Consider the following 236-nt stretch of genomic DNA (forward strand, 5'->3'; position numbering starts at 1 on the left):
TTCGCTGCCGCGATCAGAGTGGAAGACAACCCCGTCGATCGCGTCGAACCCACCCCGGGTGGCAGCGGCCATTTTCAATGCGGCACAGGCCAGTTCGGCATCATGATTCGCGCTGGTGGCGTAGCCGAGCAGACGCCCGGAGAACCGGTCCTCCACCGAAGCCAAATACAGTTTCCCCTCCAAGGTAGGGATTTCGGTGACATCGCCGACCCACAGCACGTCCTGGGCGATGGCGG

1 protein-coding gene is annotated in these 236 nt (G+C 63.1%); it reads right to left on the minus strand.

From position 1 onward, the window contains the following. A partial coding sequence (locus IU459_RS38250) for a DDE-type integrase/transposase/recombinase (RefSeq protein ID WP_195134386.1) occupies window positions 1–236 on the minus strand: 236 nt, incomplete at both ends.

This window comes from Nocardia amamiensis (assembly GCF_015477605.1).
Taxonomy (GTDB): domain Bacteria; phylum Actinomycetota; class Actinomycetes; order Mycobacteriales; family Mycobacteriaceae; genus Nocardia; species Nocardia amamiensis_A.